This window comes from Gordonia sp. CPCC 206044, from assembly GCF_048537895.1.
In the GTDB taxonomy this organism is placed as follows: domain Bacteria; phylum Actinomycetota; class Actinomycetes; order Mycobacteriales; family Mycobacteriaceae; genus Gordonia.
Genome location: NZ_JBCLVL010000022.1, coordinates 57675 through 82205 on the forward strand (window position 1 = coordinate 57675; position 24531 = coordinate 82205).

The 24531-nt window shown below is 67.1% G+C and carries 18 protein-coding genes and 1 pseudogene; 11 read left to right on the plus strand and 8 right to left on the minus strand.

The window, feature by feature from the left end; translation table 11 throughout:
• Positions 1-20 precede the first annotated feature (20 nt).
• Both AAFP35_RS24740 and AAFP35_RS24745 read left to right on the plus strand, forming a co-directional pair.
• Complete coding sequence (locus AAFP35_RS24740) at positions 21-2549, plus strand: DUF4118 domain-containing protein (protein ID WP_419224336.1); 2529 nt, start codon at positions 21-23, stop codon at positions 2547-2549.
• Positions 2546-3238: a response regulator gene (locus AAFP35_RS24745; RefSeq protein ID WP_419224337.1), complete on the plus strand. Its 693-nt coding sequence runs from the start codon at positions 2546-2548 to the stop codon at positions 3236-3238. Before AAFP35_RS24740 ends, AAFP35_RS24745 begins: the two co-directional genes overlap by 4 nt.
• On the opposite strand, the gene AAFP35_RS24750 is transcribed toward AAFP35_RS24745, so the two are convergent.
• Positions 3201-3926 carry a maleate cis-trans isomerase gene (locus tag AAFP35_RS24750; RefSeq protein ID WP_419224351.1) on the minus strand — a complete coding sequence of 242 codons (726 nt, stop codon included), beginning with the start codon at positions 3924-3926 and terminating at the stop codon, positions 3201-3203. The two genes, AAFP35_RS24745 and AAFP35_RS24750, sit on opposite strands and share 38 nt — an antisense overlap.
• 93 nt (positions 3927-4019) lie before the next feature.
• On the opposite strand from AAFP35_RS24750, the gene AAFP35_RS24755 reads away from it, so the two are divergent.
• From AAFP35_RS24755 to AAFP35_RS24770, 4 genes are all read left to right on the plus strand, one after another.
• The gene (locus AAFP35_RS24755; protein WP_419224338.1) at positions 4020-5462 is read left to right on the plus strand and encodes an amidase; all 1443 of its coding nucleotides are present in this window, start codon (positions 4020-4022) and stop codon (positions 5460-5462) included.
• Positions 5459-5956, plus strand: a complete 498-nt coding sequence (locus AAFP35_RS24760; RefSeq protein ID WP_419224339.1) for a DUF3830 family protein — start codon at positions 5459-5461, stop codon at positions 5954-5956. Before AAFP35_RS24755 ends, AAFP35_RS24760 begins: the two co-directional genes overlap by 4 nt.
• 24 nt (positions 5957-5980) lie before the next feature.
• Complete coding sequence (locus AAFP35_RS24765) at positions 5981-6694, plus strand: GntR family transcriptional regulator (RefSeq protein ID WP_419224340.1); 714 nt, start codon at positions 5981-5983, stop codon at positions 6692-6694.
• 88 nt (positions 6695-6782) lie between these two features.
• Positions 6783-8180 (plus strand): MFS transporter, encoded by a 1398-nt coding sequence (locus tag AAFP35_RS24770; RefSeq protein ID WP_419224341.1) that lies wholly within the window; start codon positions 6783-6785, stop codon positions 8178-8180.
• An 86-nt stretch (positions 8181-8266) separates the two neighbouring features.
• On the opposite strand, the pseudogene AAFP35_RS24775 reads toward AAFP35_RS24770, so the two are convergent.
• The 7 genes and pseudogenes from AAFP35_RS24775 to AAFP35_RS24805 form a co-directional block, all read right to left on the minus strand.
• Positions 8267-9209: pseudogene (locus AAFP35_RS24775) on the minus strand (hypothetical protein).
• A gap of 154 nt (positions 9210-9363) precedes the next feature.
• On the minus strand, positions 9364-10506 hold the full coding sequence (locus AAFP35_RS24780) for a M20 family metallopeptidase (protein ID WP_419224352.1): 1143 nt from the start codon (positions 10504-10506) through the stop codon (positions 9364-9366).
• 105 nt (positions 10507-10611) lie between these two features.
• Positions 10612-11856 (minus strand): PLP-dependent aminotransferase family protein, encoded by a 1245-nt coding sequence (locus AAFP35_RS24785; protein ID WP_419224342.1) that lies wholly within the window; start codon positions 11854-11856, stop codon positions 10612-10614.
• Between the two features lie 22 nt (positions 11857-11878).
• The gene (locus AAFP35_RS24790; RefSeq protein ID WP_419224343.1) at positions 11879-13072 is read right to left on the minus strand and encodes a M24 family metallopeptidase; all 1194 of its coding nucleotides are present in this window, start codon (positions 13070-13072) and stop codon (positions 11879-11881) included.
• A 37-nt stretch (positions 13073-13109) separates the two neighbouring features.
• Positions 13110-14606, minus strand: coding sequence for an NAD-dependent succinate-semialdehyde dehydrogenase (locus AAFP35_RS24795; protein ID WP_419224344.1), 1497 nt, complete (start codon positions 14604-14606; stop codon positions 13110-13112).
• A complete protein-coding gene (locus AAFP35_RS24800; RefSeq protein WP_419224345.1) occupies positions 14603-17704 on the minus strand; it encodes an FAD-binding and (Fe-S)-binding domain-containing protein in 3102 nt (1033 codons plus the stop codon). Before AAFP35_RS24800 ends, AAFP35_RS24795 begins: the two co-directional genes overlap by 4 nt.
• Positions 17701-19026, minus strand: a complete 1326-nt coding sequence (locus AAFP35_RS24805; protein ID WP_419224346.1) for an aspartate aminotransferase family protein — start codon at positions 19024-19026, stop codon at positions 17701-17703. Before AAFP35_RS24805 ends, AAFP35_RS24800 begins: the two co-directional genes overlap by 4 nt.
• A 154-nt stretch (positions 19027-19180) precedes the next feature.
• Here AAFP35_RS24805 and AAFP35_RS24810 point away from each other — a divergent pair, with 154 nt between their 5' ends.
• The 5 genes from AAFP35_RS24810 (at position 19181) to AAFP35_RS24830 (ending at position 24285) form a co-directional block, all read left to right on the plus strand.
• On the plus strand, positions 19181-20797 hold the full coding sequence (locus AAFP35_RS24810; protein WP_419224347.1) for an MFS transporter: 1617 nt from the start codon (positions 19181-19183) through the stop codon (positions 20795-20797).
• 103 nt (positions 20798-20900) lie between these two features.
• Positions 20901-21902 (plus strand): D-2-hydroxyacid dehydrogenase, encoded by a 1002-nt coding sequence (locus AAFP35_RS24815; protein WP_419224348.1) that lies wholly within the window; start codon positions 20901-20903, stop codon positions 21900-21902.
• 28 nt (positions 21903-21930) lie between these two features.
• Complete coding sequence (locus AAFP35_RS24820; protein ID WP_419224349.1) at positions 21931-22932, plus strand: hypothetical protein; 1002 nt, start codon at positions 21931-21933, stop codon at positions 22930-22932.
• 60 nt (positions 22933-22992) lie between these two features.
• Positions 22993-23562: an orotate phosphoribosyltransferase gene (gene pyrE, locus AAFP35_RS24825; RefSeq protein WP_419224350.1), complete on the plus strand. Its 570-nt coding sequence runs from the start codon at positions 22993-22995 to the stop codon at positions 23560-23562.
• A gap of 111 nt (positions 23563-23673) precedes the next feature.
• Positions 23674-24285, plus strand: coding sequence for a TrmH family RNA methyltransferase (locus AAFP35_RS24830; protein WP_419224353.1), 612 nt, complete (start codon positions 23674-23676; stop codon positions 24283-24285).
• Positions 24286-24531: the final 246 nt, after the last annotated feature.

Below are 24531 nucleotides of genomic sequence, written 5' to 3' on the forward strand. Positions count from 1 at the left end.
CGGTCGATACACTGGTCGGCATGGCCGAGGCGAGTGAGGCCAGGGGACGGCTCGAGGTCTTCCTGGGGTGTGCCCCGGGCGTCGGCAAGACGTACGACATGCTTGCGACGGCCCGGGGCCTCGCCGAGGAAGGCGCCGATGTCGTTGTGGCGGTGGTCGAATCCCACGGTCGCGTGGCAACGGCTGCGCTGGCCGAGGGATTCGAGGTGGTACCGCGACGCCCCGTCGAGTATCGGGGCACCGTCCTCGACGAGATGGACCTCGATGCGGTGCTCGCCCGTCGCCCTCAGGTCGCGCTCGTCGATGAACTCGCCCACACCAACGCCCCGGGTTTGCGGAACCCGAAGCGGTGGCAAGACATCGAGGTGCTCCGGGACGCAGGCATCGACGTCTTGTCGACCGTCAACATCCAGCACCTGGAAAGTCTGAACGATGTGGTCGCGCAGATCACCGGCGTGGTGCAGCGCGAGACCGTACCCGACGATGCGGTCCGGGCTGCCGACCAGATAGAACTCGTCGACATCGCACCCGAGGCGCTGCGACAACGGCTCTCGGCGGGCAAGGTCTACCCGGACGGCCGCATCGACGGGGCGCTGTCGAACTTCTTCCGCCAGGGCAACCTCACCGCGCTGCGCGAACTCGCACTGCTCTGGCTGGCCGACCGGGTCGACGACACCCTGGCCGATTACCGTGCAGCACATGCGATCACCGACACCTGGGAGGCCAGAGAACGGGTCGTGGTGGCGATCACCGGAGGCCCCGAGTCGGCGACGTTGATCCGTCGGGCCAGTCGGATCGCATCACGGTCCAGCGCGGAACTCGTGGTGGTGCACGTGGTGCGCCCCGACGGACTGTCGGGCACCAGGAGCGTCGACGTCTCGGCTCTGCGCGACCTGGCCGCGGGTTTCGGCGCCAAGATACACACCGTCGCCGGCGACGACATCCCGGCGACCCTGCTGGATTTCGCCCGCGGGGTCAACGCCACGCAGTTGGTCCTGGGTACCTCACGTCGACCCCGGTGGCAACGCATCCTCGACGAGGGGGTCGGCGCAACCGTCGTCCGCAACAGCGGTCGAATCGACGTGCACATGGTGACCCACGACGAGACCAAGCACCGTCATCGCCTCGACATCCGAGAGACCCGATTCCACCGGCCGCTGAGTTGGGTCGTCGCTGTGGTGGTGCCGTTGGTGGTCACCGCCGTGCTGGCCGTCTTGGATCGTTGGCTGGGCTTCGCCAGCGAGACGGCCCTGTTCTTCGTCACCGTGCTCGCGGTCTCCATGCTCGGTGGGATCGGGCCGGCAGCGTTGTCGGCGGTGGTGTCCGGGTTGCTGCTGAACTACTTCTTCACCGATCCACGTCTGACCTTCACCATCGACGAGCCCGACAACCTGATCACCATCCTGGTGATGTTGGTGATCGCGATCGCGGTTGCAGTATTGGTGGATTCGGCCACCACGCGCCGCATCCAGGCACAACGTGCGAGTCGCGATGCGGAACTCTTGGCGCTGTTCTCCAGTGCGGTCCTCGGTGGTGCCGACGTCCCTGGGCTCCTCGAACGGGTTCGCGAGACCTACGACCAGGCGGGGGTGGCGCTGATCCGTCGTGCCGAGCGCGGTGACATCACCACCGAGGCGGCCGTCGGGCTCGGCGCCCCGACGGTCGAGGACGACGCGGTGACGGTGTGCCCGGTGCCCGGTGGGGAGTTCGAATTGTGGCTGCGCGGACCGGGACTCGGCGGTCGTGACCGCCGGGTACTGACCACGGTGGCCACCCAGGCGGCCGGCGCCGTGCAACGACATCGGCTCGAGGCCGAGGCGGCAGAGGCGCAGGCGCTCGCCCAGACCGACGAACTGCGTCGTGCGTTGCTCTCGGCCGTGAGCCACGATCTACGAACCCCACTCGCCGCCGCCAAGGCGGCGGTGTCCAGTCTGCGCAGTACCGATGTCACCTTCGGGCCGGAGGACACCGCCGAATTGTTGGCGACGGTCGAGGAATCGGTGGACCAACTCGCCGCGCTGGTCGGCAACCTGTTGGATTCCTCGCGTCTGGCCGCGGGCGCGGTGCGGCCGGATCTGCGCCGCACATACCTCGCCGAAGTGGTGCATCGCGCGATGGCCGCGGTGTACCGCCGAGACCCGTCGACCACCGGCGTGACCGTCGATCTCCACCAGGAGTGGGCGTACACCGACGCAGGACTTCTCGAGCGGGCGTTGGCGAACCTGGTGGACAACGCGGTGCGTCACGGTGGTGGCGAGGTGACCGTGCAGGCGCGGGTGGAACATTCCGGGGACGTGCCGCGGTGCGTGATCCGGGTGATCGACCACGGTCCGGGGATTCCGGCAGACGAACGCGACCGGGTGTTCACCGCTTTCCATCAGTACGGCGACCACCACGGCGCGAGTACGGGTGTGGGATTGGGACTGTCGGTGGCCGCCGGGTTCGTTTCGGCGGTCGACGGCACACTGTCGGTGGTCGAGACCCCCGGAGGTGGCACCACCATGGTGATCGCCTTGCCATTGTCCGAGGACCGGGAGGTACCCCGATGAGTACCGGGGTGCGGGTACTGGTGGTCGACGACGAGCCGCAACTGTTGCGGGCCTTGCGGATCAATCTCAACGCGCGCGGTTTCGCGGTGACCACGGCGGCCACCGGAGCAGATGCGCTCGCGGCGGCGGCCCGGATCAATCCGCAGGTCGTGGTGCTCGATCTCGGGCTCCCCGACATCGACGGATTGACGGTGCTGCAGGGGCTGCGCGGGTGGACCAACGTTCCGGTGATCGTGTTGTCGGCGCGGGCGGATGCTGCCGACAAGGTCGCCGCGCTCGACAGCGGTGCCGACGACTACGTGACCAAACCCTTTGGCATGGAGGAGTTCCTGGCCCGCCTGCGGGCAGCGGTGCGCCGGGGCGCGGCCTCGGCGTCGGGGTCGGACGGCCCGGTGGTCGATGCGGGAACGTTCCTGGTCGATCTGTCCGCGAAGACGGCACGACGTGATGGCACCGACGTCCATCTGACGCCCACGGAATGGGGCATCCTGGAGATGCTGGTCCGTAACGAGGGAAAGCTGGTGTCGCAGCGGGAGATCCTCCACAGTGTGTGGGGGCCCACCTATGTCAACCAGACCAACTACCTGCGGGTGTATCTGGCGAGCCTGCGGCGGAAACTGGAAGACGATCCGACCCGTCCGCGGCATCTGCTCACCGAGGCGGGGATGGGCTACCGATTCGTGCGCTGAACAGCGTTCCCAGGCCCTCGGTGATCGTCGGCTGGTCGACCAGCCGCAGGGCCTGCCAGACGGTGACCTGGTTGGCCGTCAGCACGGGTTTGCCGACTTCGCGTTCGAGATCGGTGAGCCAGCCGATCGTGTGCAGCGCGGTGTCCGGGACCAGAATCGCCTGTGCCTCGGTGTGATTCGCAGACGAAACCATCGAGAAGAGTTGGTCGCCGTCGAGAATGCCTGCCTCGGTGGCGGTCTCGATGCCGTGCGAGACGGTCTCCAGCACAGCGACGCCGGCGTCGGCCAGGAAGGTGGCGAAACCGTCGGCGACCGGTGCCGGGTAGGTGGCGGCCACGGTGACGGTGTCGATGTCGAGTGCTCGGCAGGCGTCGGCGAATGCCAGCGACGTCGACGACACCGGCAGGCCGGTGGCCGTGGACAGCCGCTGAACCTGCGCATGGGCACCGTCCCAGCCGTAGAGGAAACTGCCGGACGTGCACGCCCACATCAGGGCGTCGGGTGCATACGCGGTGGCGCGCCGTGCGCCGTCGAGCAGCGGCCGGTCGGTGCCGACGGCCCGCATGGCGGCCACGGTGTGATCGTCGGACTCGACGTCGGTGATCACGACGGGGAGCCGCGCCGCGCCGTGTAGCGCGGACTCGACGAGCGGGAAATCGCGTTCGGCCGCATGTCCCGGATAGAGCATTGCGATAGTCGGCGTTTTGGTTGTCACTCACGTACCTCCAGAGTAGATTGTCGACAATCTACCAATAATTGACGTCGTTGCCCGAAGGATCCGATGGACGCAACCGAGACCGCCCGCTGGTGCACTGCCACCGAGCTCAATGCCGCGTACACGTCGGGCGCGCTGTCGCCGGTGGAGGTCGTCGACGAACACCTCGCCGCGATCGACGTGCAGAACCCGGCCGTCAACGCGTATTGCCTTGTTGACGCTGAGGCGGCCACCCGGGACGCGCGGGCGTCGGCAGAACGCCATCGGGCCGGACGCGCGCTCGGTCCCCTCGACGGAGTGCCCGTCAGCGTCAAAGACCTCTTCCTGACCGCGGGCTGGCCCACGTTGCGGGGTTCGGAGCTGCTCGATCCCGGCGACGATGCCTGGACAGTCGACGCGCCTGCCGTGGCGCGGCTGCGTGAGGCCGGTGCCGTGCTGCTCGGCAAGGTCACCACCCCGGAGTTCGGCTGGAAGGGCGTCACCGACAGCCCGCGACAGGGCATCACCCGTAACCCGTGGAGCCTGGACAGAACCTCTGGCGGCTCGAGTGGTGGCAGTGCCGCAGCAGTCGCGGCCGGGCTGAGCACGCTGTCGGTGGGTACCGACGGCGGAGGGTCGATCCGGATTCCGGCATCGTTCTGCGGCATCGTCGGGTTCAAACCGACGTTCGGGCGTGTGCCGCTGTACCCGGCCAGTCCCTTCGGCACGCTGGCGCACGCCGGGCCGATGACCCGGACCGTCGCCGATTGTGCGGTCATGCTCGACGTCCTCAGCGGTTTCGATTCGCGAGACTGGTGGGCCATGCCCACACCCACCCGGAGGTCCGCAGACGTGCTGGGACGGCCGTACCAGGACCTCTCCGGCATGCGGATCGCCTACAGCCCGACGTTGGGCTACGGGACGAACGATCCCCAGGTGCAGCGCAACACCGATGCGGTGATCGATGTGCTGGCCGATCTCGGCGCGCAGGTCACCCCGATCGACCTGCGGTGGGAAGACCCCGCATGGGCCTATCACATTCTCTGGTTCAGCGGGATCGAGGTGGTGCTCCGGGCCTTCGGTGACATCGCGGACAAGGGCGGCGTGACCGAGAAGATCGATCCCGGACTCGCGCAGGCCGTTGCCCGTCACCACGGCTTCACCGCGACCGACTATCTCGACGCGACCGCCGTGCGGATGGCGCTGGGTGTGGAGATGGGGACGTTGCACGAAGAGTTCGACGTGCTCGTCACCCCGGCCACGCCGACTGCGGCTTTCGAAGCGGGACTGGATGTTCCCGCCGACTCGGCGAGTCCGGACTGGACGTCGTGGACGCCCTACTCCTACCCCTTCAATCTGACCGGTCAGCCGGCCATCACGGTGCCGAGCGGCTTCGACGATTCCGGCGGGACGGCCTTGCCCACCGGCGTGCAATTCGTCGGGGCCCGCCATCACGACGACACCGTGCTGCGTGTCGCCGCGGCATACGAGACCGCCGTACCGTCCGCAACCCGGAAAGGACTTCGATGACCGATCGGTTCATCTCGGTGAGCCTCGCGCAGCGGGGCGTCAAAGCGATTGCACGCCTGCACGACGACGAGGCGCCCCGGACCGCCGCCGCCGTCTGGGATGCGTTACCGGTCGGCGGACAGGTTTATCACGGCAAGTTTGCCCGAAATGAGATCTACACGTTACTACCGGCGTTCGCGGCCACCGAACCGGGGCCGGAGAACACAACGGTGACACCGATTCCAGGGGATTTGTGTTACTTCACTTTCGACGGGATCTTGAAGAATCCCGCTTATGGCTATGACTCCGGATCCGCGCCCGGCGAGCATCAACTCCTGATCGATCTCGCGGTGTTTTACGGACGCAACAATCTGCTGGTCAACGGGGATGTCGGTTGGGTTCCGGGAAACGTATTCGGCACCGTCGTCGAGGGTTTGGCAGAGTTCGCAGATGCGTGCAACGACGTCTGGATGGGGGGTGCTCGTGGTGAAGTACTGTCCTACGCGCGTGAATGAGGGTAAGAACAAGGGGTAATGTCGATGAGTGCTTCGCAGGACCAGGGTCAGGGGCGGAAGAGAGTTCTGACGCCTCTGGTGCAGGAGTCCACACCCGCGATCATCGCCCGGAAGTTGCACGACGCGATAGCCGGCGGCGACTTCCCTCCGGGGTCGCAGCTGACCGAATCCGGGCTGGCTGCCGACCTCGGCGTCAGCCGCGGACCTCTGCGTGAGGCCATGCAGCGGCTCACCGCTGAGGGGTTGCTGGTCGGACATCGCAACCGCGGCTTGTTCGTCGTCTCGATGGAGGCCGACGACATCCGGGACATGTACGTGGCGCGGACAGCTGTGGAGCGCGCAGCGATCGAGCAGGTGATCGCCCGCCGATCACCGTCGGCGGTTGAAGAGCTCGGGACCGCAGTGGGGAGGATGCGGGAGTTCATCGACGACCCGAACGGCGCCGAGATGGCGGAGGCGGACATGGTGTTCCACCAGACGCTGGTGGAACACGCGCACAGCGAGCGCCTTTCGCGTCTACACGAGACGATTCTCGTCGAGACGCGAATGTGCTTGCGTGCGATGCGGGGAACCTATTCCTCGGGGAAGGAGCGGATCGACGAACACCAGGCATTGGTGGACGCCGTGGCGGCGGGGGACGCACCAGCGGCTGACGAATTGATGATCGAACACATGAAGGATGGACTGCACCGGCTCGTCGGGACCGACGAGCGCCCGGAAGCAGCCTCGACGGCGTGACGTCCCATGGACGAAGACGCGATCTCATTCCACCGATGTGAGTTGAGCTAGAAGACAACTGGCCGAACGACCCTTTCTGGAGGCACAGATGACTGAAGCATCATCCTCACCGGCGACGTATGAAGAACTCGCCCCCGATCCGGAATCACCGGAAGGAAAATCCCTGCTGCGCAAGGCGATCGGCGCCTCTGCGATCGGCAACGCGACCGAGTGGTACGACTACGGCGTCTACGCGGCAACCGCGACCTATCTGACCGACGTCTTCTTTCCTGGTGATCTGGGATCGATCGGCACCATGCTCGGGTTCGCGATCTCGTTCGTCCTGCGGCCACTGGGTGGCATGGTGTGGGGGCCGATCGGCGATCGGGTCGGGCGCAAATCCGTTCTGGCGATGACGATCCTGCTGATCTCCGGAGCCACCGCTCTCATCGGTGTCCTGCCCACCCACGCGGTGGCCGGCATCTGGGCGCCGATCCTGCTGATCCTGCTGCGGGTGATCCAGGGCTTCTCCACCGGTGGTGAATACGGTGGCGCCGCAACGTTCATGGCGGAATATGCGCCGGACAAGAAGCGCGGCAAGTACGGTTCCTTCCTCGAGTTCGGCACCCTCGCCGGGTTCAGCGCCGGTACCGCCATCGTCCTGCTCATGGAGCTGGCGTTGACCGATGCGCAGATGGCCAGCTGGGGTTGGCGTATCCCGTTCTTCGTCGCCCTGCCGCTGGGTCTGATCGGCCTCTACCTGCGGTCGCAGATGGAGGACACGCCGGTGTTCCAGGAGCTGGAACAGGAAGACGAGATCAAGGGCAGCGCCTGGACCCGTTTCAAGGATCTGCTGACCAACTACTGGCAGCCCATCCTCATCATGTTCGGCATGGTCATCGCGCTCAACATCGCCAACTACACGTTGCTCGCCTACCAGCCGTCGTACCTCAAGAACACGATCGGGTTGTCGGAGACATCGGGGTCGGTGGTCGTGCTCATCGGTCAGCTCGCGATGATGGCGATGATCCCGTTCTTCGGCCGGTGGTCGGATTCCACCGGGCGAAAACCGATGTGGTGGGGTTCGCTGGTCGGCCTGTTCGTGCTGTCATTGCCGCTGTACTGGCTCATGGGTCAGGGATTCGCCTGGGCCATCGTCGGATTCGTGATCCTCGGATTGCTCTACATCCCGCAGTTGGCGACCATCTCCGCGACGTTCCCGGCGATGTTCCCGACGCAGGTGCGCTACGCGGGCTTCGCGATCTCGTACAATGTCGCGACCGCGGCGTTCGGTGGTACCGCGCCGCTCGTCAACGATGCGGTGGTGGACTCGACGGGGTGGAATCTTTTCCCCGCGGTGTACATGATGGGTGCCTGTGCGATCGGCATGGTTGCGCTGTTGTTCCTCAAGGAGACCGCCGGTGTCTCGATCCGCGGCACCGAGATCCCCAGCAAGGAGAACGATTTCCGGGAACTCGCCGGAATGAAGGCCGAGGCGTCGAAGTAGCGTCTGCAGCCGTTCTTCGCTCCCTCGTTTCGTGTTCGCTCCCCCGGTCGGAGGCGCGAACACAGAACGGGGGAGCGAACTGCGTGTCAGGCAGGTACCAGCCCGAGGCGGATGAGCCAGGGCCGCAACAGGTCGGCGAGGCCGTGGGCCTCCAGAATCTTCCAGGTCCAGCGGATGACCATCACGCCGAGCGCGCGGAGTTCGTCCTCACGGAGCTTCTCGCGGGTGACCGCGTCGTCGATGCGTTCGCCGGCACGTCGCAGTCGACCGTATTTGGCCATGCCGTCGAACTCGCCGACGAGGAGCCCCGACCAGTCGTAGTCGGTGCGGTATGTCCGGCTCGCACAACGGAAGCGGTGCTGCAGACGTGGGATCGGCAGATCCGCATCGATCATCTGCGCACGGCTCCAGGATTCCCCGACGCTTTCCGACAACGCGTCTGCCAACGGCAAGGCGCGCCGTGCCGCGCGTGCGCCCTTGCGCCGGGATGTCCGCAGCATCTCGACCATCGTCTCGCGGTCGGCACCCATGCGACAATGCGCCGTCGAAGACGGTCAGTGCCTGTGCGAAGTCGCCATCGATCGCGATGTCCACGGCGGTTCGTTCGAGCGTCGTCACCCGAACTCCGTCGATCTCCGTGATGTCGTCGGGCAGCAGGCGGCCCGGATGGATGTGGCGATGGGTCCGGATGGACCCGCCGGTCGCCCGGCCGTTGGTCACGTGGACATGGGTGTGTGCGGGTTTCAGCAAGGGCAGACGGTGCATGGCCGCACCGGATTCGTGGCTCAACGGAGGTGTCCGGGCGCCGACGAGTTGCGATGTTGCCACGGCGATGCACGTCAGGCGATAGAGCGCGTCGGCTCCCTCGGCGCCGTCGAACTCGTCGCTTGCCGCGACAGTGACGCCGGGGATCAGGCGCACGAGGTCGCCCTTCTTGACCGCCGCGGTGAGCGCGACGTCGGAGATGTCGCGGGCGAGTGCGGCCTCGCGACGGATCAGCCCGAAACGATCGGTGGGGTAAGTCGCCATGAAGATCAGACGTCGTTCGCGATCGATCGGTTCCGTCGCCACACGTTCGCTCCTTCGTTGCGTGTTCGCTCCCGCGATCGGAGGAGCGAACATGGATCGGGGGAGCGAACACCGCACGTTCGGGTATGACGCAGCCGGGCGACGACGCAGCGGGCTACGCGTCGGTGGTCAGCAGCCGCAGCGCGGCGAGAGCATAGGCGCGCGCAGCGGTTTCGAGATCGGCGATCGCGACGGATTCGTCGGGCTGATGTGCCTCGGCGTTGATGTCACCGGGGCCCAGGACGATCGTCGGGATGCCGAGGTCGCGGCTGACGAAGCCGCCGTCACAGGCAGCGGTCCAGCCGCCGACCGACGTGGACCGCCCCGCGTCCGTCACCGACGACACGGCAGTGGTGACCAACGGGTGGTCGGCGGAGGTGGCAAAGCCAGGCATCTCCATGGTGACCCGCACATCGACCTCGACCCCGTCGGTGTCGATGGCGGAGTCCCGGATCTCCTTGCGTAACTGCTCGGCGATCCGGTGCGGGTCCTCGTCGGGCATCAGCCGACGGTCGACACCGAGGTAACAGGTCGGTGCAACCACCGAGATCCCTTGTCCGCCTTGGATGAGCCCCACATTCCAGGTGCCGGAGCCGAGGAGGTCGTCGGCGGTCATGGCGAGCTGTCGATGGTCGAACCGGATGAGGTCGACGATGGAGGCGGCGGCTTCGATCGCGCTGCGACCGTCCGCCGGTCGTCCCGAATGCGCTGCACGCCCGGTGATGTCGATCTCGATGTAGGACGCGCCGCGGCAGCCGCGGACGATCGCGAGGTCGGTGGGTTCGGCCACGATACAGCCCGCGAACGAGTGTTCGGGCTGCTGGGCCACGAAGTCGCGCACCCCGAGCCCGTGTTCTTCCTCGTCGACCGTGCAGACCAGTTGCACCGGGCCGGACAGCTCGATGCCGTACGCGGAGGCATGCGACAGCGCCTGCATCGCGATCACCGCGGCCGCGAGCCCGCCCTTCATGTCGGTGGTGCCACGACCCCGCAGGCGCCCGTCGGCCCAGTGCACGCGGTAGGGATCGGTCGACCAGCCGGGCCCCGCGGGCACCACGTCGGAGTGGCCGAGGAACATCAACCCCGGACCGTCACCGGCGGCCAGGGTGGCCACCAGATTGGGCCGCTGCGGCGCCACCTCGCGGGTGCCGACGGAGAATCCGGCCGATCGGCACGCCTTCTGCAGCACGTCCACCGTCGCCGCCTCGGTGCCGCCCGGATTCTCACTGGGCGCCTCCACCAGCGATGCGGTCAGCATGGCCACGGTGTCAGCCGTGATGTGGGACAGGACGCCGGCCTCGGCCTCGGTCAGCGACTCCACACCTTCACCTTTCGTCGACGTACCCCGGTGCGCGGGGATCCCTCATGGAGTATGCGCCATCTTGTCGAGACTCGTGGTGAGGCGGCGGATGCCCTCGTCGATTCGCTCGGGGGTGCTGGATGCGAAACACAGCCGCAGCGCGTTGCGGAAACGCCCACCCGGTGACAACGCCGGGCCGGGAATGAAGGCCACACCGTCGGCCAGGGCGATCTCGAACAGCTCCCGGGTGTCGATCTCGGCCAGGTCGTCCTCGAGTGTGAGCCACAGGAAGAAGCCGCCCTCGGGATCGGTGGTCGTGACGCGGTCGCCGAGGTGCCGACCGATCGCATCGATCATGGCCTCTTTGCGTTCGCGGTAGAGCGCCCGGATGTTCGACAGGTGGTCCTGCAGGCCGCCGCGCGCGATGTACTCGGCGACGATGTGCTGATTGGGCACGTTGGTGCACGTGTCCATGGCCTGCTTGCCGTTGATCAGCAGTTGCCGCAGCGACGGGTCGGCGTCGACCCAGCCGACCCGCCAACCCGGGGCCAGGATCTTCGAGAAGGTCCGGACCGAGAACACCAGTGGGTCGTGTGGACTCAGCGTCTGGAAGGTGGGCACGTCGGTGCCCGCGAAACGCAGCAGACCGTACGGGTCATCGTCGATGATCACCGCACCCCACTGGTGTGCCAGCCGCAGCAACTCGCGACGACGCTCCTCCGACAGCGTCACGCCCGACGGATTCTGGAACGTCGGGATCGTGTAGATGGCCTTGGGTGTCTGGCGGGTGTGCGCGACGAGATCCACCAGCGTGTCCACCTGCATGCCCTCGTCGTCGACCGGCACCTCGAGCAGTTGCGCTCCGTACGACAGGGCGGTGGCACTTCCGTTGGTGTAGGTGGGGGATTCGACGATGACGAGGTCGCCGGGGTCGACGAAGATCTTGTTCGCGAGATCCAGGCCCTGCATGCCACCCGTGGTGATGACCAATCGTTCCAGGCTCGACGGGTCTGGGGTGGTGGCGAGGTAGTCGACGAGCAACTCGAGCAGTCGTGGCTCTCCCTCGGTGGCGCCGTAGGTGAACGACGAGTTGTCGAGGATCTCGCCTGCGATCCTGCGGAACTCGTCGGCGGGCACCGCTTCGTCGGCGGGCGAACCCATGGCGAAGCGCACGATGTCGTGGGATTGCTTGGCCAGCAACGACGTCGACGAGTCGATCATCGATCCCACCAGATCCTTGGCACGACCGGCCAACGGCAGGGTGGGGGCGGTGCGGCGGAGATCGTGGATCGGTTCGGTGGCGGTCATGTCATTCACCTCTCTCGAAGGGTTACTTCCGGATCAGCTCTCGCGGGAAACTCGTAAAGGTCTCGACGCCGGTCGGGCTCACCCGCACCGACTCGGAGAGTTCGAAACCGTAGTCGTCCATCCACATTCCGCAGACGATGTGGAACGTCATGTTGGTCTCGAGGATGGTCTCGTCCTCGGTGCGGATGCTGATGGTGCGCTCGCCCCAGTCCGGCGGATATCCGATACCGATCGAATAGCCCAGGCGTGACGGTTTTTCCAGCCCGTACTTGGCCAGCGACCAGTTCCAGGTGGAGGCGAGTTCGCGGGTGGCCACGCCCGGGCGGATGGCGTCGAGGACGTTGTTGAGGCCCTCCGCGGTCGCCTTGGCGACGTAGTCGAGTTCCTTCGTCGGCGACCCGAGCGCCACGGTTCGGGCCAGCGGACAGTGGTAACGGTTGTGCGCACCGGTGAGTTCGATGACGACGGCCTCGTTGTCGGTGAAGGTGCCCTGATGCCAGGTCAGATGTGGGGTGTCGGCGGCCGCGCCGGTCGGGAGCAGGGGGACGATCGCCGGGTAATCACCCCCGAACTGGTCGGTGCCGGTGATCTGGGCCTGTGAGATGGCAGCCGCCGCATCACATTGGCGCACACCGACGTCGATGGTCTCGATCGCGGCGCGCATCGCCTCCGAACAGACCATGCCCGCCTGTCGCATCAACTGCACCTCGGTGTCGGATTTCACCGACCGCACCCAGTTGACCAGTTCGAAGTTGTCGACCAGCTTCCACTCGGGGATGGCGTTGTGCAGAGCCCGATACGCCTTCGGGGAGAAGAAGTGTGAGTCCATCTCCAGGCCGACCGATCCGGCGCGCGATGCGGGCGCGATCAGATGCCGTTGCCGCAGCGCCCACGCCACCCAGTCGAAGGCGTGGACGTGCGGGCGGTGGACGTAGCTCTCCGGGTAGCCGACGATCTGTTCCTCCGAGAGCCACGAGGTGCGGTGCGCGCCATGGGCATCCATCTCCCGTGCGAAGAACACCATCTCACCCTCGATGGGAATGAACAGCATCTGTGGCGTGTAGAACGACCACGCGTTGTAGCCGATCAGGTAATAGATGTTCGCCGGGTCGGTGACGATGATCGCCGAGAGTCCCTGTCGGTCCATGAGTTCGCGCACTCGGATGAGTCGCTGTTCGTATTCGCTGTCGGTGAACAGTTGAGCGCCAAGATACATTCGTCACCTCCTGTCGGTCGTGGGTCCAGGTCTGGGTTCAGCTGGTTCGGATGGGGCGGGCAACGTATTTGACGTCGAGGAACTCCTCGATACCCAGGCGGCCGCCCTCACGTCCCAGCCCGGACTCCTTGACACCGCCGAACGGTGCGGCCGGGTTGGACACCAGGCCGGTGTTGATACCGACCATGCCCACCTGCAACTCGGTGGACAGCCGATCCGCACGGTCGAGATCCTGGGTGTAGGCGTATCCGACCAGCCCCCATGGGGTGTCGTTGGCCAGGGCGATCGCCTCGTCGAGCCCGTCGGAATCGGGCCCGCCGAAGGGGATGATCGCGGCGACCGGGCCGAAGATCTCGGTGTGCATCAACTCGGCACCCGGGTGGACGTCGGTGAGCACCGTGGGCGGGTAGAAGTGTCCGGCTCCGGCGGGACGTCGACCGCCGCAGACGATCCGGGCGCCGTGTCCGACGGCGTCGTCGACCAGTCCGGCGACCTTGTCGGCGGCCTTCGCCTCGACGAGCGGCCCCACCTGCGTGCCGTCGGCGCTGCCGTCACCGACCACGAGCCCGGTCATACGTGCCGCGAGCTCGTCGGTGAAGTCGTCGATGACGCTGCGGTGCACGAAGATCCGGTTGGCGGCCGTACACGCCTGCCCCATGTTGCGCATCTTGGCGACCATGATGCCGTCGACGGCTCGGTCGACGTCGGCGTCGGCGCAGACGATGAACGGTGCGTTGCCGCCCAGCTCCATCGAGGTGCGCATGACGCTGCCGGCAGCCTGCCCGAGCAGCAGCTTGCCGACCTCGGTGGAGCCGGTGAAACTGACCTTGCGGGCGCGGCCCGAGGTCATCCACTCGCCGACCACGGTGCCCGGGTCCGACGTCGTGACGACGTTGAGGACGCCGTCGGGAAGGCCTGCCTCGCGCAGGATGTCGGTGAGAAGTAGGGCGGTGAGTGGCGTCAGCTCGGCCGGTTTGAACACCATCGTGCATCCGGCCGCGATCGCGGGACCGATCTTGCGGGTCCCCATCGCCAGGGGGAAGTTCCACGGAGTGACGAGGATGCACGGTCCCACCGGTTGCCGGGTGACGACGATGCGGTTGGCGCCGTCCCCGGTGATCGTGTGGTCGCCGCCGATCCGCACGGCCTCCTCGGCGAACCAGCGGAAGAACTCGGCGCCGTAGGCGACCTCACCGCGGGCCTCGGGTAGCGGTTTGCCCATCTCGGCGGTCATCACGGCCGCGATCTCGTCGGTCCGATCGATGATGAGTTGGTAAGCACGGTAGAGGATCTCGCTGCGCGATCGCGGTGAGGTGGCGGCCCAGGCGGCCTGGTGGTCGACCGCTGTCTGCAAGGCCCGGCGAGCATCGGTGGCGTCACCGTCGGCGACGTGGGTGAGGGTTTCTTCGGTCGCGGGGTTGTCCACCGCGAAGGTGGCGCCGGATGCGGCGGGTACCCAGCGGCCGTCGATGAACAAGTCGGTGGGCACGCGTCCGATGATCTCGGCGGTGGTGGACGGGATGGTGGCGGTCATGGTCGGTGTCCTCCCTGCGGCGGCGTTGCTGTCGGTGATTTCGAGGTTGCTGTCGGCGGATTCGCGGTTGCCGTCGGCGGTGGCTGGGCGCGGTCGGGCGAGGTCGGCGCACGGGTGAGCAGCTCGGCCAGATGCTGTCCCGTCGAAGTGATCCCGAGCGAGGTGGCCGACAGATGTGCCACCGACATCGCGCAACTGAACCCGTCGGTGACGACCGGACGGTCGGGTGCCGCGTGGAGTGCGGGCGCGAGGGATTGTTCGGCGACGGCCACGCTCACCTCGAAATGCCCCTGCTCGAAACCGAAGTTCCCCGCGACGCCACAGCACCCGTCCGCGGTGTGCACCTCGACACCGAGGGACTCCAGGGCGGCAGCCCCGGTGCGGGCGCCGAACACCGCGTACTCGTGGCAGTGGGTCTGCAGGGTGACGGAGCCGGGGAGCCCAGCGGGGCGCCAACCGGACTCGATGAGGTGGGGGAGGTGGTCGGCAAAGCTGTGGACCCGAGCCGCGACGCGTCGGGCAGCCTCGTCGCCGAGGAGTTCGGGCATGTCCTTGCGCAGGGCTGCGGCGCAACTCGGCTCGGGGACCACGATGGGTCGCTCGGTGCCGTCGTCGAGATTCTGTGCCGTGCGGGACAGGACTTTTCGGGCATGGTCGAGCTGACCGGTGGAGATCCAGGTGAGGGCGCAGCAGTTGTCGTCGGCGCACCCGACGGAGTCACCCGTGGCGCCGAGGACCGTGGCGGTCGCCGCGGCGACCTGTGGACGGAACCCGCGGGTGAACGAATCCACGAACAAGATGGTGTCGGTGGTGTCGGTGACCGGCGGCAACGAACGCAGGTGTCGTCGGCGCTCGCGTCGGGTGGCGAAGCGAGGCATGCTGCGACGCGGATCGAGACCGCCGAGGCGTGCCGCGACACCGCGCAGCGGGCTGTCGAGGGATGCGTTGATCAGCGGCGCCAGGGAGCCCGCCGCGCCGAGCCACGCGGGCATCCAGCCCAACGAATAGTGCGAGAGCGGGCGTCGTCGACCCTGGTAGTGATGGTGGAGGAACTCGGATTTGTAGGTTGCCATGTCCACGCCGGTCGGGCAGTCGGTGGAGCACGCCTTGCAGGACAGACACAGGTCGAGTGCCTCGGCGACATCGTCGGAACGCCAACCGGTCTCGATGTCGGGAGCGGTGCGCACCATGTCCTGCAGGACGCGGGCACGACCTCGGGTCGAATCCTTCTCGTCGCGGGTGGCGCGATAGCTGGGACACATCACCCCGCCCGAAGTGGCGCGGCAACGGCCGACACCGATGCATGCCTGGACGGCGTGCACGAAGGGGTCGACGCCCGACTGGTTGCTGTCGACCGAATTGTGGTTGCCGTCGGTGGGATTCGGGTTGCTGTCGGCGGGATTGTGGTTGCTGTCGGCGAACATGGTCAGCCACCGACGGTTCGGGACGTCGGCGAGTGCGAGGTCGGCGGTGATCGGAGGTGGGTCGACGATAGAGCCCGGATTGAGGGTGCCCTGCGGATCCCAGATCCGTTTGAACTCCGCGAAGGCGGCGAGCATGGTGGGCGAGTACATGATCGGCAGCAGCGCCGAGCGGGCGCGCCCGTCGCCGTGTTCACCGGACAGCGATCCCCCGTGGTCGACGACGAGTTGCGCTGCATCCGTGCAGAACCGGTCCATCGTCGCGCGGCCCTCGGCGGAGCGCAGATCGAAGGTGATGCGCACGTGCATGCAGCCTGCGCCGAAGTGTCCGTACATCACCCCGGTCAGCCCGTGGCGGTCCAGCAGGGTGGTGAAGTCGTCGAGGTAGTCGGCGAGGCGCTCGGGGGCCACCGCCGCGTCCTCCCAGCCCGGCCAGGATTCGTAGCCGGAGCCGATGGTCTCGTCGTCGGGGTCGGCGAGCCGTGACGAGAGACCCGCGCCGTCCTCACGGATCCGCCACAGGGTCTTGCGGGCAACCGGGTCGGGAACCGTTGTCCCCGCGATCATCCGGCCCCGGGAGCGCAATTCGTCGAGGAGGAGTTTCGCGGTCGCCGCGACATCGGTCTCCGAACGGGTGGTCGCGCTGTGCTCGTCGAGGTCGATGAACAGCCATCCGGTGCAGTCGGGGTCGCTCACCCCGGGCAGCGACGCGATGGTGTCGCGGCCACGGCGGGCCGCCATCGTCGCGACGATCTTACGGTCGATGCCCTCCACCGCCGACGGCGTGTACGGCAGGATCGCCGGCACGTCGCGTGCCGCGTCGATCACGGTCGGATACGCAACGCACAGCAGCAGTGACGAGGTGGGCGTCGGAACCAGTCGTACCCGGGCGCCGACGACGACAGCGCAGGTGCCCTCACTGCCCACCAATGCACGCGCCACGTCGAAGCCGTTCTCCGGCAACAATTTCGCGAGATGGTAACCGGATACCTGGCGGGGAATCGTCTCGAGGTCGGTACGAAACGGCCCGAGGTGTCGTGCGGTGAGATCACGCAGGTTCTCGGTCAGCGCCGCGGCTCGGGCGGCCGCACCGATATCGCCCTCGCGCGTGGCGCGGATGCCCTCCCGTGTCGCGGTGAGCGCGTGGCCGTCGGCGGTGACCAGATCGAGTTCGATGACGTGATCGGTCGTACGGCCATGGCGCACCGAGTGATTCCCGCACGCATCGTTGCCGATGGCGCCACCGAGTGTGGCCCGCGACGCCGACGACGGATCGGGGGCAAAGGTGAATCGTCCGTCGGTCGCAGCCCGGGCCTCGGCCGCCAGGGTGGTCAGCACGATCCCGGTTTCCGCGGTCGCGGTGGCGGTCTCCGCATCCACGTCGAGCACTCGGGTCATGTGCCGGGACAGGTCGATGACGACACCGGCGCCGATCGCGTTGCCGCCCATCGAGGTGCCGCCGCCGCGGGCGATCAGCGGGATGTGACGTGTGTGGCAGTAGGTCGCGATGCGCGCGACCTCGTCGGCATCGTGTGGAAACACCACCGCGAGTGGACGGATGCGGTAGTTGGAGGCGTCGTAGGAGTATTCGGCGAGACGACGCGACGAGACATCGACCTCGATACCGAGAGCATCGAGATCTCCGGTGATGTCGAGGTCCTGGGCAACACGTGTCATCTCTGCCCGAGCGTATCGCCTGAGAAGACCTCCGTCAGGGCAGCTGCGAAACGGTCGAGACCCATCGCGATCTCGTCTTCGGTCACCACGAGGGCCGGGATGAGACGCACGACGTTGCCTGCCGGACCGCAGGTGAGCGTGAGCAGGCCGTGCCGGGTGGTGGCCTGTTGCACCGCGGCAGCGGCCGCGGCGTCGGGCACACGGGTGCCGTCGTCGGTGTCGGCGACGAACTCGATGCCGGCCATCAGGCCGAGCCCACGGACATCGCCGATCCCACCGAACCGTGGGGCGATCTCCCGCAACCCGTCCAGCATCTGGTCACCGCGGATGCGCGCGTTGTCGACCAGGTTCTCGTCATGGATGACGTCGATCGTCGCGACCGCGGCGGCCGCGGCCACTGCGTTGCCGCCGTATGTGCCGCCCTGCGAGCCCGGCCACGCCTTGCTCATCAGCTCGGTGGGTGCGGCGATGGCCGAGATGGGAAAGCCCGATGCCAACCCCTTGGCGGTGATGAGGATGTCGGGTGTCACCCCGGCGGCGTGCTGGTGTCCCCAGAACTTACCGGTGCGGCCGAAGCCTGCCTGCACCTCGTCGAGGATCAGGACGACACCGTGGCGGTCGGCGCGTTCCCGCAGGCCCTGCAGGAATCGCGGCGGAGTGGGCAGGTAGCCGCCGTCGCCGAGCACCGGCTCGATGAGGAAGGCGGCGGTGTCGTTGGGAGCGACACGTGATTGCAGCAGGTAGTCGAGCTCGCGGAGAGCGAAGTCGACGGCGGTGTCGGTGTCCCAGCCGTAGCGATAGGCATACGGGAACGGCGACATGTGCACCCCGGCCATCAGCGGGGAGAAACCGGCCGAGAACTTGGTTCCCGCGGTCGTGAGGCTGGCCGCGGCAACCGTCCGGCCGTGGAAACCGCCCTGGAAGACCACGATGTTCGGCCGCGCGGTCGCCATCCGCGCCAACCGAATCGCGGCTTCGACCGCTTCGGAGCCGGAGTTCGCGTAGAAGACCGAGTCGAGACCGAGGGGCAGGACGTGCCCGAGCTTCTCGGTCAGTTCCAGCAACGGCGGATGCATGACGGTCGTGTACTGCGCGTGGATGATCTTGGCGCACTGGTCCTGTGCGGCGGCCACGACCCGCGGATGGCAGTGACCGGTGCTGGTCACGCCGATTCCGGTGGTGAAGTCGAGGTAGTCGTTGCCGTCGGTGCCATGTATCCACGAGCCGAGCGCATGGTCAACGACGACGGGCGTGGCCTGTTTGAGTGCCGGGCTCAGGGTCGCGGTCTGCTGGGTCCAGGTGCTCTCGGCGGTGACGGTCATGGGTACACGGTGACGCCAGATCGTCGGATTGTCAACAATGTGACATTCGATGTCGCCGGTCGTGCTGCCGAGCCCAGTGGCGATGCTCGGGGTTGAATGACACTGGCCCGTCGTGGGCAGGAATGTCCGTCACGATCAGTAGGAGCATCACTCGATGACGATCTCGTCCGCCGAGACGCCCGAAGTCCAGCGAACGTCTTGGCTGCCCATGGTCGGGTTGTTCCTCGCGCAGGTGATGATGTCGTTCAACGTGGCGGCGCTGCCGGTGTCGCTGGGCGGCATGGTGGAGGACTTCGACGTCGCGGCCACGGTCGCGAGCACGACGATCGTCGTCTACGGGTTGGTCGTCGCCGCACTGGTGATGGTCGGCGCCAAACTGGGCCAGCGGATCGGCTGGGTGCTGTTGTTCCGGGTGGTCGTCGCCGTGTTCGCGGTATCGGCTCTGCTCATGATCATCTCGCCGAACGTGACCTGGGCAATCGTGGGGCAGGCGCTCGCCGGGGCGTCGGCCGCCATCATCGTGCCATCTCTCGTCGCGTTGATCGCCGCGAACTATCACGGTGAACAGCAGGCGACTGCGGTCGGATCGCTCGGTTCGGCGCGTGCCGTCTCCGGGATGAGCGCCTTCTTCATCGGCGGCGCGCTCGGCACACTCGTCGGGTGGCGGCCGGTGTTCGTGATCGTGCTGGTGTTGGCCGTCCTGATTTTCGCGTTCAGCTTCACGTTGACGCCGATCGCGCCGGACAAGAGCGTCGAGATCGACGTGGTCGCCGCAGTGCTCATCGGTGTCGGCGTCGTGTTGCTCACGCTGGGCTTCAACAATCTCAACAACTGGGGCGTCTTCTTCGCCGACTCGGCAGCCCCGTTCGACGTCGGCGGGCTGTCGCCCGCGCCGCTGATGATCGTGATCGGCATCCTGCTCGGCCAGGGGTTCTTCATGTGGACACGTCGTCGCATGGCGAACGGGCTCGTGCCGCTGGTCGACCTGTCGGTGCTGCGGAGTTCTCGTGAGCGGGCCGCCGTCTACGCGATGTTCATCATCGTCAGCATGGAGGCGGCGCTGAACTTCACCGTGCCGCTGTACACCCAGATCGTCCAGGGCCGAACGCCGTTCGACACCGCATTGGCGATGATGCCCTTCAACCTCACGGTGTTCGTCACCGCGATGCTGGTCGTGAAGCTGTACAAGCGCTACAGCCCGCGCGCGATCGGTGTCTTCTCGTTCTGCCTCACCACCGTCGCGCTCGTCTGGTTGTCGTTCGTGGTCACCAACAACTGGGAAACCTTGCCGACCATTCTGGGGCTCATCGTGTTCGGCATCGGTCAAGGTGCGCTGGTGACCCTGGTGTTCAACGTGCTGGTCACCTCGGCGCCCAAGACGCTGGCCGGCGACGTGGGCTCGGTCCGGGGCACCACGCAGAACCTCGCCTCGGCCGTCGGCACGGCCGTCATGGGCGCGCTGCTGGTGGCAATTCTCGGACTGAGCGTCGGGCGTGAGGTGGCCGATCACCCGCAACTGCCGGAATCGCTGGTGGCACAGGTGAATCTGGACAACGTCGACTTCACCAGCAACGACGACCTACGCGCGGTGCTCGCACGGACCGATGCGACCCCCGAGCAGATCGACGAGGCTGTCGCCCTCAACGAGGACGTCCGCCTGCGCACCCTGAAATACGGTCTGCTGATCCTGGCCGCGTTGAGCGCCACCGCCATCATCCCCGCGGGACGTCTGCCCGGCTACCGTCCGGAGGAGATTCCCGAGCACGTGTGACGACGGCCGCGGCGCTGTCAGCGTGTGTGTCGGTATCTGACCGGCGCGCCGAATCGTCGTGGGAGCGCTGCGGTGATCGGTCGGATCTGGTTACGGTGGGAGCGTGGCCACGCACCGACCGATCGTCGCAATCCTCGGGGCCCCCGGCGTCCCCGACCCGGTGAACCTCGATGAGATCGCGGAACTCGCCGAGGTGAGACACTGCACCGCCGACACGCTGGTGAGCGCTCTCGACGGTGCCGAGATCCTCATGCTGTGGGACTTCTTTTCCGGTGCGCTGAAAGACAATTGGGGCCACCCGACCCAGGCGCTGCGATGGGTGCACGTGTGCGCGGCCGGTGTCGACACGCTCCTGTTCGACGATCTGCGCGCATCGTCGATCGTGGTGACCAACGCGCACGGGGTGTTCGACCGGCCGATCGCCGAGTTCGTCCTCGCATCGATCCTGGCGCGCGACAAGCAATTACACGTGTCCAAGGCCCTGCAGCGGGAGAAGCTGTGGCGGCACCGGGAGACCACCCGCACGGAGGGGACGTCGGCGCTGGTGATCGGCACCGGTGGGATCGGTCGCTCGATCGCACGTCTGCTCGGTGCCGTGGGTATCACGGTGACCGGGGCGGGGCGCGTCGCCCGCGCCGACGATCCGGATTTCGGTGTCGTCCTGGAGACCGCCCGTCTCGCTGATGTCGCCGGCGATTTCGACAACGTGATCGCGATCGCCCCGCTGACCACGCAGACCGAGCGGATGATCGACGCCGACGTCCTGGCCGCCATGCGGACCGACGCCCATCTGATCAATGTCGGACGCGGACAGCTCGTCGACGAGGCGGCGTTGATCGACGCATTGCGCACCGGTGCGATCGGTGCCGCGTCGCTCGACGTGTTCACCGACGAACCCTTGGACCCGGACAGTCCGCTGTGGGCGATGGACAACGTCGCCGTCTCGCCGCACATGAGTGGTGACGCGGTGGGGTGGCGCGACGTACTGGCCGCGGGATTCCTCGACAACCTGCAGCGCTACCTGCGGCGGGACTCGACGCCGGCCGTCGAGGTGCTCGGCAACGTGGTCGACAAGCAACGAGGTTATGTCGTGTCCGCCGGATGACCGACCGGCAATAGTAGGCTGTACCGCGATGACCATCGTGTATTTCGTGATCGCCGTGTTCGCACTCGCCGGTGCTGCGGCCCTGTTGTGGCTGGATCGTCAGCGCTCGAGCGTTGCGCGGCATCAGCGTGCCGTCTGGGGCGACAAACACGAGTTCACGTTCCGTGAATCGGACACCAAGCTGCGCAAGATCTTCCACCGCGCCACCATGAACGCTCCGGACCGGGCCAACGTTCAGGATGTGGCGTTCGGCCATTACCGGGGCGTCGAGGCCGTGGTGTTCGACCTGACCGAGACCGCGACCGTGATCGCCATGCGACGTTCGACCCCGTCGTCGGTGGTGGTGGACCTGCGTCACGAGGATGTCCTGGCACCCGCCGAAGAAGACGTCGAGTTGCTCGGTGCGATGGGCCCGCGTGTGATGTTCTCCAACAACCTCGACGTCGCCCGCCGAGTCTGTGATCGGCGGATGGTGACATTGGCCAACACCGCTCCGGCATACCTCGAGGTGTTGTGGAACGAGGGCCGATGGGTGCTCGGATCGATGCCCCTGACCACCGACGACGACCACCTCGACACCGGTCTCGAGGTGGTTCGTCGGTTCGCGGATCTGTTGCGGGTCCTGCCCCCCGCCGTCGACCCACAGGATGCGCCGGACCCCCGCGACCCGCACGGCCCGATCCGTGCGGAATTGGCGGACGAGAAGACCGATCACATGCGCGACGACGAGCGTCGCGCCCGCATCGCGGCGGCCGAGCAGGCCAAGGCCCGCGTCGAGGACGAACAGTCGGTGCAGCCGCCCACCCGCGCGTGGAGTGCCACCGACGGGCCGCGGTCGGCGCCACCCACCACCGGCCGCCGGATGCAGCCCATGCCGGTGCGTCGCCCCACCCCGCCGCAGGGCGGCCCACGTGAGCGCGGCGACGAACCGACCCCACCACCGGCGACCGGTCGCACCGCGCGCCAGTACGATATGCCCCCGAAGAATGCGTCGCCGTCGGATCGTCCGAACCGTCACCGCAAGGGATGATCGACGGCCGTCCGCACCGGAACCGCCCTGCACGAACTCTCCTGCGAAATGAGCCGTGACATGACCTCGTCAGCCTCCGTGCCCCCCACCGTCGACGTCGATGGCCGCGCCCGACTGGCCGCCTTGGTCACCGAGCTCGCCGTGGTCCACGGTCGGGTGACGCTGTCGTCCGGCAAGGAAGCCGACTACTACGTGGATCTGCGTCGCGCGACCCTTCACCACGAGGCCTCGCGGCTGATCGGCAGCCTGATGCGTGAACTCACCGCCGACTGGGACTACACATCGGTCGGCGGCCTCACCCTGGGTGCCGACCCGGTGGCCACCTCGATCATGCATGCGCCGGGTCGCGACATCGATACGTTCGTCGTCCGCAAGTCCGCCAAGACCTATGGCATGCAACGCCGCATCGAAGGCCCTGATGTCGCTGGTCGTAACGTGCTCGTCGTCGAGGACACGTCGACGACCGGCGCTTCGCCGTCGGCTGCCGTGGAGGCCGCGCGTGAAGCCGGCGCGACCGTCGTCGGCGTGGCCACCGTGGTCGATCGTGCGACCGGCGCTGACGAGGTGATCGGCGCGCTCGGGGTGCCGTACCGGTCGCTGCTCGGCCTCGGTGACCTCGGACTGGCCTGAGGCGTGCATCCCTCCGGACCGGACGATTCGTCGGGCCCGACACCCGACGACTCTGCGTCCGACGAATCTGCGGCCGGCCCCACCGAATGGCAGGCAGGCGCCCCGGTCGGTGTGGGTCCGTGGAGCGACGAGCACGACGAACCGCCGCCCGACGATCCGCGCCTCGACCCGGACCTGCTCGCCGAGGGCGACAGGCGAAATGTGGTGGACGCCTACCGTTATTGGCGCCGTGAGGCGATCGTGGCGGACATCGATACGCGTCGACATCCGTTCCATGTGGCGATCGAGAACTTCGCCCACGATGCGAACATCGGCACGGTGGTGCGCACCGCGAACGCGTTCGCCGCTGCCGCGGTGCACATCGTCGGGCGGCGGCGGTGGAATCGCCGGGGCGCCATGGTCACCGACCGATATCAGCATCTGATGCACCACGATTCGGTTGCCGACCTCATCGGCTGGGCCCGTACCGAGGGGCTTGCCGTGGTGGCCGTCGACAACACGCCGGGATCGGTACCGCTCGAGATCGCCGACCTGCCCCGCGACTGTGTGCTGCTGTTCGGTCAGGAAGGTCCCGGCGTTAGCGCCGACGCCCAGGCGCATGCCGACCTCACGGTGTCGATCGCGCAGTTCGGCTCCACCCGAAGTATCAATGCCGGTGTGGCGGCAGGGATCACGATGCACGCGTGGATCCGTCGACACGCGGACCTGGATCGGGCGTGGTGACCGTCCCGGGCGTGATCGCCGTGAGGAGCGCGTGGCCGGGTCTATCGCTGATGGTCGAGTAGCGACGTCCGAGCGCAGCGCGTGGTCTGGTCTCTGCTGTTGGTGGGGTGGTTGCGTTGGCGTGTGTGGTCGGGTCTATCGCTGATGGTCGAGTAGTGACGTCCGAGCGCAGCGAGGCCGTTGCGTATCGAGACTGTGAGAATGAGGTCAGGTGTTCGCCGCGGTGTGGCGAGCGCCAGTGACGGC